The sequence below is a fragment of the Acinetobacter sp. NIOH-H-8 genome (assembly GCF_046635365.1).
Lineage (GTDB): Bacteria > Pseudomonadota > Gammaproteobacteria > Pseudomonadales > Moraxellaceae > Acinetobacter.
The window spans coordinates 1-382 of the sequence record NZ_JBHDVN010000382.1 but is presented as its reverse complement, the minus strand read 5'-3'; the positions used below and the strand labels follow the sequence as shown (position 1 = coordinate 382).

General features: G+C 41.9%; 1 protein-coding gene. It reads left to right on the top strand.

What is annotated here, in order from left to right; translation table 11 throughout:
* Positions 1–254 precede the first annotated feature (254 nt).
* Positions 255–382 (top strand): succinate dehydrogenase assembly factor 2 (locus ACEWB7_RS18760; RefSeq protein ID WP_001767448.1); only part of this gene is annotated, 128 nt, incomplete at its 3' end.

Here is a 382-nt window from a genome sequence, read left to right as displayed (position 1 = left end):
GCCATAAATAATGTCCTGGTTAGCTGCAACAATAATGGTTAATGGTAAAAGAGCCATCGGTCATTGCAAGTGCTTTAAATAGCCCATTGAAAGCGGATTGATCGTTTTGCGAGGTGGTATCCAAAACGGATGAACATATTGATTCCCAGCCTTCTATTTCGCGATCGCGTTCCAGATTACTGAGATTCCCGTAAAACAACGCCAAAAACACGTTACAATAGCCCGGTACTTCATTTTCGCGAGGCAGGAAGAACATGGATATTCACAATAAAGCACGTATTCACTGGGCATGTCGTCGCGGTATGCGCGAACTTGATATTTCCATCATGCCGTTTTTTGAACATGAGTACGATAGTTTAAGTGATGAAGAAAAGCGTATTTT